Genomic DNA, 6109 nt, shown 5'->3' with positions numbered 1-6109 from the left:
GTCGATCCGATCGACGGTACCCCGGCCCCCGCACCTGCCCGGCACCGGAGGGTCCCGACGCGAGCCGGTCGGAGCACGCCGCTGTCACATGAGGCGAGTGGGCCGTACATCGGGAGGGGCCGAGCCGCGTATATAGGGAGGGGCCGAGCGCTAAGGTTCCGCCCTTTAGCGGAAGTTGGCAGGGAGGACGGCGATGGCAGTCGGCATCAGGGGGATACGGATGCCCGCGGCGTGGGTCAAACGGCTGCTCGTGAGAGAGGGACCCCCCGCGAGGCGACCCAAGCACCGGCCACAGCGAAGCCAGGGGACGCTGAAGATCAGTCGGGCCATCGCGATCGATGCCGCGCTCGCAGCAGCCGCCACCGCGTACAGCCTTCTGCAATCGCTGGTGTTCCTGCCGCTCTGGCGTACGGCCTACCCGGGGCCCGATGACGGGGCACCCTCCGGTGTCCTCCTCATCGCCCTCACTGCCGCGGAGATTCTGGCCGCGCTCTCCGTCCTGCTCCGCCGTCGGCTGCCGTTGGCCCTGGCCGCGACCTCCCTCACCGATCTGTGGGTGGGAGGTGCCGGAATCACCTTTCCCCTTGCGATCTACACCCTGGTCGTGCGTGGGCGGACCCGCTGGGCGGTGGCGGTCGGCCTGGCCGGGGCGACGGTGCCGGTCCTGGACTTCCTGATGATCACCGGCGAACGACCTCCCGTGCCACTGTTCGTCCGGGACGCCGCGATGGGTTATGTGATCCCGACGGTCATCGCTCCGGCCTTGGTGGCCACGACGGTTCGTACGCACCGGGCGCTCATCCGCAGCCTGCGGCACACGGCGGAACAACTCCAGCGGGAGCAGGAACTGGCCACGCGCAACGCCCGGCTGGAGGAGCGCGCGCGAATGGCCCGGGACATCCATGACGTGGTCGCCCACTATGTGGGGCTCATCGTCATCCAATCCGGAGCTCTGGAAATCAGCGAGGCCCGGGGGTCCGCGGCGTACAAGAGCGCCCGCCTTCTTGGCGACCTGGGGCGACGTGCCATGGGTGAACTCCGGGATCTCCTGGACGCGTTGCGGTACGACGGCATGGATGGGCAGGGCATAGGAGCGGGCGAGGCATCGGCCGGTTCGCAGGCCCTCGGAGCTGAGTCGTGGCGGAAAGACGTTCAGGCTTTGGTGAACGAAGTACGGCGCGCGGGCGTACTAGCAACGTGGCAAGTCAGCGGAGAGCCCGAGAGAGCCGGCGCGGCGGCACAGCGGGCCGCCTACCGTGTGATCCAAGAGGGGATCGCGAACGCGGTCCGGCACGCGCCCGGAGCCGAGGTCTGCGTGTCGGTCACAGTGTCCGCCCAGAGCCTGGACGTCAGCATCCGCAACGGCCGGCCACCCGGGCCGGTGGCCGGGCCGACACCAGGGGGTGGCCACGGCCTCATCGGGATTCGCGAGCGGGTGTCCATGTTGGGCGGAACCGTGCGGGCGTTTGCGACGCCGCAGGGCGGGTTCAGCCTGGTCGCCCGCATACCTGCCGAGGCCGCCGTCGATGCCGATGCCGATGCCGATGCCGATGTCGATGCCGATGCCGATGCGGCTGGGAGGCCATGGGCAGCGGCGGAATTCCTCGGTCCCTGTCCTCCGGGGGAGCCCGATGATCCGGGTTCTGCTGGTGGACGACGAGGCACTGGTGCGGCAGGGCATACGCCTCGTGCTCGAATCGGATGACGCGATCACCGTGGTCGCCGAGGCCACCGACGGCTCGCAGGCCGTCGACATCGCTCGCCGGCATCAACCGGACGTCGCCCTCGTGGACATCCGCATGCCCGGCATGGACGGACTCGCTGCGGCCCGGGAAATGGTGCTCCTTCCGCGGCCGCCACGCGTCATCATGCTCACGTCCTATGCCCTGGACGAGTACCTTTTCGCGGCCCTCAAAGGCGGGGCCGACGGCTTCCTGGTCAAGGACGTCTATCCGCACGACCTGCTGAGCGCCGTGAAAGTCGTCGTGGCCGGCGACGCGATCATCTCCCCGCCGATGACCCGCGCGCTGATCCAGCGGTTCGCCCCTCCCGCTGCCTCTCCGGTCTCCAACGCGCAGGACCGCTTGCGCGCCCTCCCGGAGGAGCAGCGCACGATCCTCGCCCTGATCGCCCACGGCTTGTCCAATACTGAGATCGGCGCGCGCCAGGGCCTGACCGAGTCTCAGGTCAAGACCCAGGTAAGCCGGATCCTGCGGCAGCTCCGCTTGAGAAACCGGGTCCAGGCGGCGATCCTCGCCTACTCGGCGGGCCTGTCTCACCAGCCCACGGCGGAATGGACATCGGGCGGCGATGGCGTCGTGCAGTGACTTCGGGTGCTGCACGGCGGCAGGCGGTGGGGTGTGAGCGCAGTTGTCAGGGACGCCGGGCCTGCTGTGTGTGGTCAGCGGGTGCTGCGGATGCAGAAGGGCTGGCCCGAGGGGTCGAGCAGTACGGTCCAGTGCTTTCCGCCGGGCTGGTCAATGGCGCCAGGCATAGCCCGCCGATGCGTCAACGGAACCGCTACCGTTCGTCATCGTGGGGTGGGGCTGGAGAGTTTGCGGGCGTCGCGCAGTAGGTATGGCGGGAGAGTTCATCCGATCCCCGAGCGCATTGCCTCTGCCACGCGCTGCTGATGGCAGCTCGGAGCACTGTCGCTTCGCAGAGTGCGGGCCCTGTCCGGGCGCCATCCCCTGGAGAGAGACCTGCCGGCCGCCGTACGTGGACCGCTGGTCGCCGGAGCCAATGCTGTCGTCGGCGACGGCCGCGCCGTCTATTCGGGCAAGCTTCGGGACGCTACGGGTGCGCGCGGGTCGGCTCAGGCGCGGGTGCAGTCGGGGCACAGACCCCGGTAGGTCACCTCGACGTCGGAGACGGAGAAGCCGAACCGCTCGGAGGCGGGCAGATCGGCCAGTGGGTCGCCGCTGGGGTGGACGTCACGGATGGCGCCGCAGCGCGAGCACACCAAGTGGTGGTGGGGGTGGTGGGCGTTCGGGTCGTAGCGCTTGGCGCGGCCGTCGGTGGCCACCTCGATCACCTCGCCGAGCGAGACGAGCTCACCAAGGGTGTTGTAGACGGTCGCGCGGGAGATCTCCGGCAACCGGGCGGTGGCGCGTGCGAGCACCTCGTCCGCGGTGAGGTGGACGTGCTCGCCATCGAGTACCTCGGCGACGACCCGGCGCTGGGCGGTCATCCGCCAACCACGCCCGCGAAGCCGTTCCAGTAGGTCACTCATGGCCACCAACCTAACAGCGCGTTGTCCGATGGATGAATTCGTATGGGTTTGGCTGTTGTATTGACTTAGATTTCGTCCATCGTAGGATCGGTTCCGGCGACAGCCAAGGGACAAGACAACCGCAGGGAAAGCGCGTGACGGTTCACCAGACGGGTCCGCTCACCACAGAATCCGGTTCCCCCGGTCGCGGACAACCACGGCAGCGAGCAGGCGAGCGTCGGCGGCCCGAGCGCGTCGTCCACGCACGCGTCGCCGGCGCCTGGACGGTGACCACCTCGGCGTCGAGGCGATCGCCTCCGGGGTACGCGATTGCGTAGGACATGTCTTCCCTTCGGACCGTGTGTGTCGGTCGAGTGGTGTCGCCGCCGCCGATTGCGCGGTCGGCGAGGCACACTGCGTGACCACGTCCCCTGACCACGCCGACGATAACGGCTTCTCGATCGACGAGGCCAAGCTCATCTACTGGGGCCTGCGCCCCGGCTGTTCCACCACCCACAGTTCCTGAGCACCGTGATCCGCCCATTTCGGAAGGATTCCCATGTCTGAGAACCAAGACACAAACGTCGTAGACGCGAAGACGGAGGGCGGAGGCGGCTGCCCGGTCGTGCACGGTCGTGCCCCGCACCCGACTCAGGGAGGCGGAAACCGCCAGTGGTGGCCGGAGCGGCTCAACCTGAGGATCCTCGCCAAGAACCCCGCCGTGGCCAACCCCCTCGGCGAGGAGTTCGACTACGCCGAGGCGTTCAAGACCCTCGACCTGCCCGCGGTGAAACGCGACATCGCCGAGGTGCTCACCACCTCGCAGGACTGGTGGCCCGCCGACTTCGGCAACTACGGCCCGTTGATGATCCGGATGGCCTGGCACAGCGCGGGCACCTACCGCATCAGCGACGGCCGCGGCGGCGCCGGGGCCGGCCAGCAGCGCTTCGCCCCCCTCAACAGCTGGCCGGACAACGCGAGCCTCGACAAGGCCCGCCGTCTGCTGTGGCCGGTCAAGAAGAAGTACGGCCAGAGCCTCTCCTGGGCCGACCTCATGATCCTCACCGGCAACGTGGCCCTGGAGGGGATGGGCTTCAAGACCTTCGGCTTCGGCGGCGGCCGCCCCGACGTCTGGGAGCCCGACGAGGACGTCTACTGGGGTCCCGAGACCACCTGGCTCGACGACGAGCGCTACACCGGCGACCGGGAGCTGGAGGACCCCCTCGGCGCCGTCCAGATGGGCCTCATCTACGTCAACCCCGAGGGCCCCAACGGCAACCCGGACCCGATCGCCGCGGCCCGCGACGTCCGTGAGACGTTCCGCCGGATGGCGATGAACGACGAGGAGACGGTCGCCCTGATCGCGGGCGGCCACACCTTCGGCAAGACCCACGGGGCGGGCTCGGCGGACAACGTCGGTCCCGACCCCGAGGCCGCCCCGATGGAGCAGCAGGGCATCGGCTGGAAGAGCACGAACGGCACCGGTGTGGGCGCCGACGCGATCACCAGCGGTCTCGAGGGCATCTGGACGAACACCCCGGTCACCTGGGACAACAGCTTCTTCGAGATCCTCTTCGGTTACGAGTGGGAGCTGTTCAAGAGCCCCGCCGGCGCGTACCAGTACCGTCCGAAGGACGGCGCGGGGGCCGGCACCGTCCCCGACGCCTTCGACGCGTCGAAGACCCACGCGCCGACGATGCTCACGACCGACCTCTCGCTCCGGTTCGACCCGGCCTACGAGCAGATCTCGCGGCGCTTCAAGGACAACCCCGAGGAGTTCGCCGACGCCTTCGCTCGCGCCTGGTTCAAGCTGACCCACCGCGACATGGGCCCGATCGTGCGCTACCTCGGCCCGGAGGTCCCGGCGGAGCAGCTGGTGTGGCAGGACCCGCTGCCCGCGGTCACACACGAGCTCATCGACGCGGCCGACATCGCCGCCCTCAAGAGCCAGGTCCTCGTATCGGACCTGTCGGTGTCCCAGCTGGTGTCCGCCGCGTGGGCGTCGGCCTCGTCCTTCCGCGGCAGCGACAAGCGCGGCGGTGCCAACGGTGCGCGCATCCGCCTGGAGCCGCAGCGCAACTGGGAGGTCAACGACCCCGACCAGCTGGCGACGGTGCTGCGCACCCTGGAGGGGATCCAGGAGTCCTTCAACGCCGCCCAGACCGGCGGCAAGCGGGTGTCGCTCGCCGACCTGATCGTGCTCGCCGGTGCCGCGGGCGTCGAGCAGGCCGCCAAGAAGGCCGGCTTCGATGTCGAGGTCCCCTTCACGCCGGGCCGCGTGGATGCTTCGCAGAACCAGACCGACGTGGAGTCGTTCGCCGCGCTCGAACCGACCGCCGACGGGTTCCGCAACTACCTCGGGAAGGGCAACCGGCTGCCGGCCGAGTACCTGCTGCTCGACCGGGCGAACCTGCTGACCCTGAGCGCTCCCGAGCTGACGGTCCTGGTCGGTGGCCTCCGCGTCCTGGGCGCGAACCAGCAGCAGTCGGCGCTCGGCGTCTTCACGGAAACCCCCGGGTCTCTGACCAACGACTTCTTCGTCAACCTGCTCGACCTGGGCACGACGTGGCAGGCGACGTCCGAGGACGCGAACACGTTCGAGGGCCGCGACGCAGCCACGGGCAAGGTCCGGTGGACCGGCAGCCGTGCCGACCTCGTCTTCGGGTCCAACTCCGAGCTGCGCGCGCTCGCGGAGGTCTACGCGAGCGATGATGCGAAGGAGAAGTTCGTCGACGCGTTCGTCGCGGCGTGGGACAAGGTCATGAACCTCGACCGGTTCGACCTCATCTGATCATGACGTCCAGGTCAACGACGCAGTGCCGCACAGCAGTCCCGCCGATACGCTACGAAGCGGTAGCCAAGACGTACCACCCTCAGTACGAGCACCAGTCCAGGACG

The 6109-nt window shown here is 69.0% G+C and carries 4 protein-coding genes and 1 pseudogene; 4 read left to right on the top strand and 1 reads right to left on the bottom strand.

The genetic code is table 11. The features are described from left to right. Nucleotides 1–193 precede the first annotated feature (193 nt). Together AB0I10_RS39915 and AB0I10_RS39910 are read left to right on the top strand one after the other, a co-directional pair. A complete protein-coding gene (locus AB0I10_RS39915) occupies nucleotides 194–1705 on the top strand; it encodes a histidine kinase (RefSeq protein WP_363157649.1) in 1512 nt (503 codons plus the stop codon). Continuing rightward, nucleotides 1650–2327 (top strand): response regulator transcription factor, encoded by a 678-nt coding sequence (locus AB0I10_RS39910; protein WP_363157648.1) that lies wholly within the window; start codon nucleotides 1650–1652, stop codon nucleotides 2325–2327. The genes AB0I10_RS39915 and AB0I10_RS39910 overlap by 56 nt, the downstream gene beginning before the upstream one ends. Nucleotides 2328–2815: 488 nt before the next feature. Here AB0I10_RS39910 and AB0I10_RS39905 read toward each other — a convergent pair whose 3' ends face one another. Next, nucleotides 2816–3232 carry a Fur family transcriptional regulator gene (locus AB0I10_RS39905; RefSeq protein WP_363157647.1) on the bottom strand — a complete coding sequence of 139 codons (417 nt, stop codon included), beginning with the start codon at nucleotides 3230–3232 and terminating at the stop codon, nucleotides 2816–2818. Nucleotides 3233–3494: 262 nt separating this feature from the next. Between AB0I10_RS39905 and AB0I10_RS39900 the strand changes: the two are divergent. Together AB0I10_RS39900 and katG are read left to right on the top strand one after the other, a co-directional pair. After that, nucleotides 3495–3737, top strand: a pseudogene (locus AB0I10_RS39900) (transcriptional repressor); the annotation flags it as partial. Nucleotides 3738–3770: 33 nt separating this feature from the next. Next, nucleotides 3771–6002 (top strand): catalase/peroxidase HPI, encoded by a 2232-nt coding sequence (katG, locus tag AB0I10_RS39895; protein ID WP_363157646.1) that lies wholly within the window; start codon nucleotides 3771–3773, stop codon nucleotides 6000–6002. Nucleotides 6003–6109: the final 107 nt, after the last annotated feature.

Source organism: Streptomyces sp. NPDC050636, assembly GCF_040654775.1.
Classification (GTDB): Bacteria; Actinomycetota; Actinomycetes; order Streptomycetales; family Streptomycetaceae; genus Streptomyces.
Note: the sequence above shows the minus strand (reverse complement) of the source record. Positions and strands in the feature narration are given on the sequence as shown.

Coding starts and splice junctions, on each gene's coding strand:
- AB0I10_RS39915 (WP_363157649.1), top strand. CDS start 194: ATGGCAGTCGGCATCAGGGGGATACGGATGCCCGCGGCGTGGGTCAAA.
- AB0I10_RS39905 (WP_363157647.1), bottom strand. CDS start 3,232: ATGAGTGACCTACTGGAACGGCTTCGCGGGCGTGGTTGGCGGATGACC.
- katG (WP_363157646.1), top strand. CDS start 3,771: ATGTCTGAGAACCAAGACACAAACGTCGTAGACGCGAAGACGGAGGGC.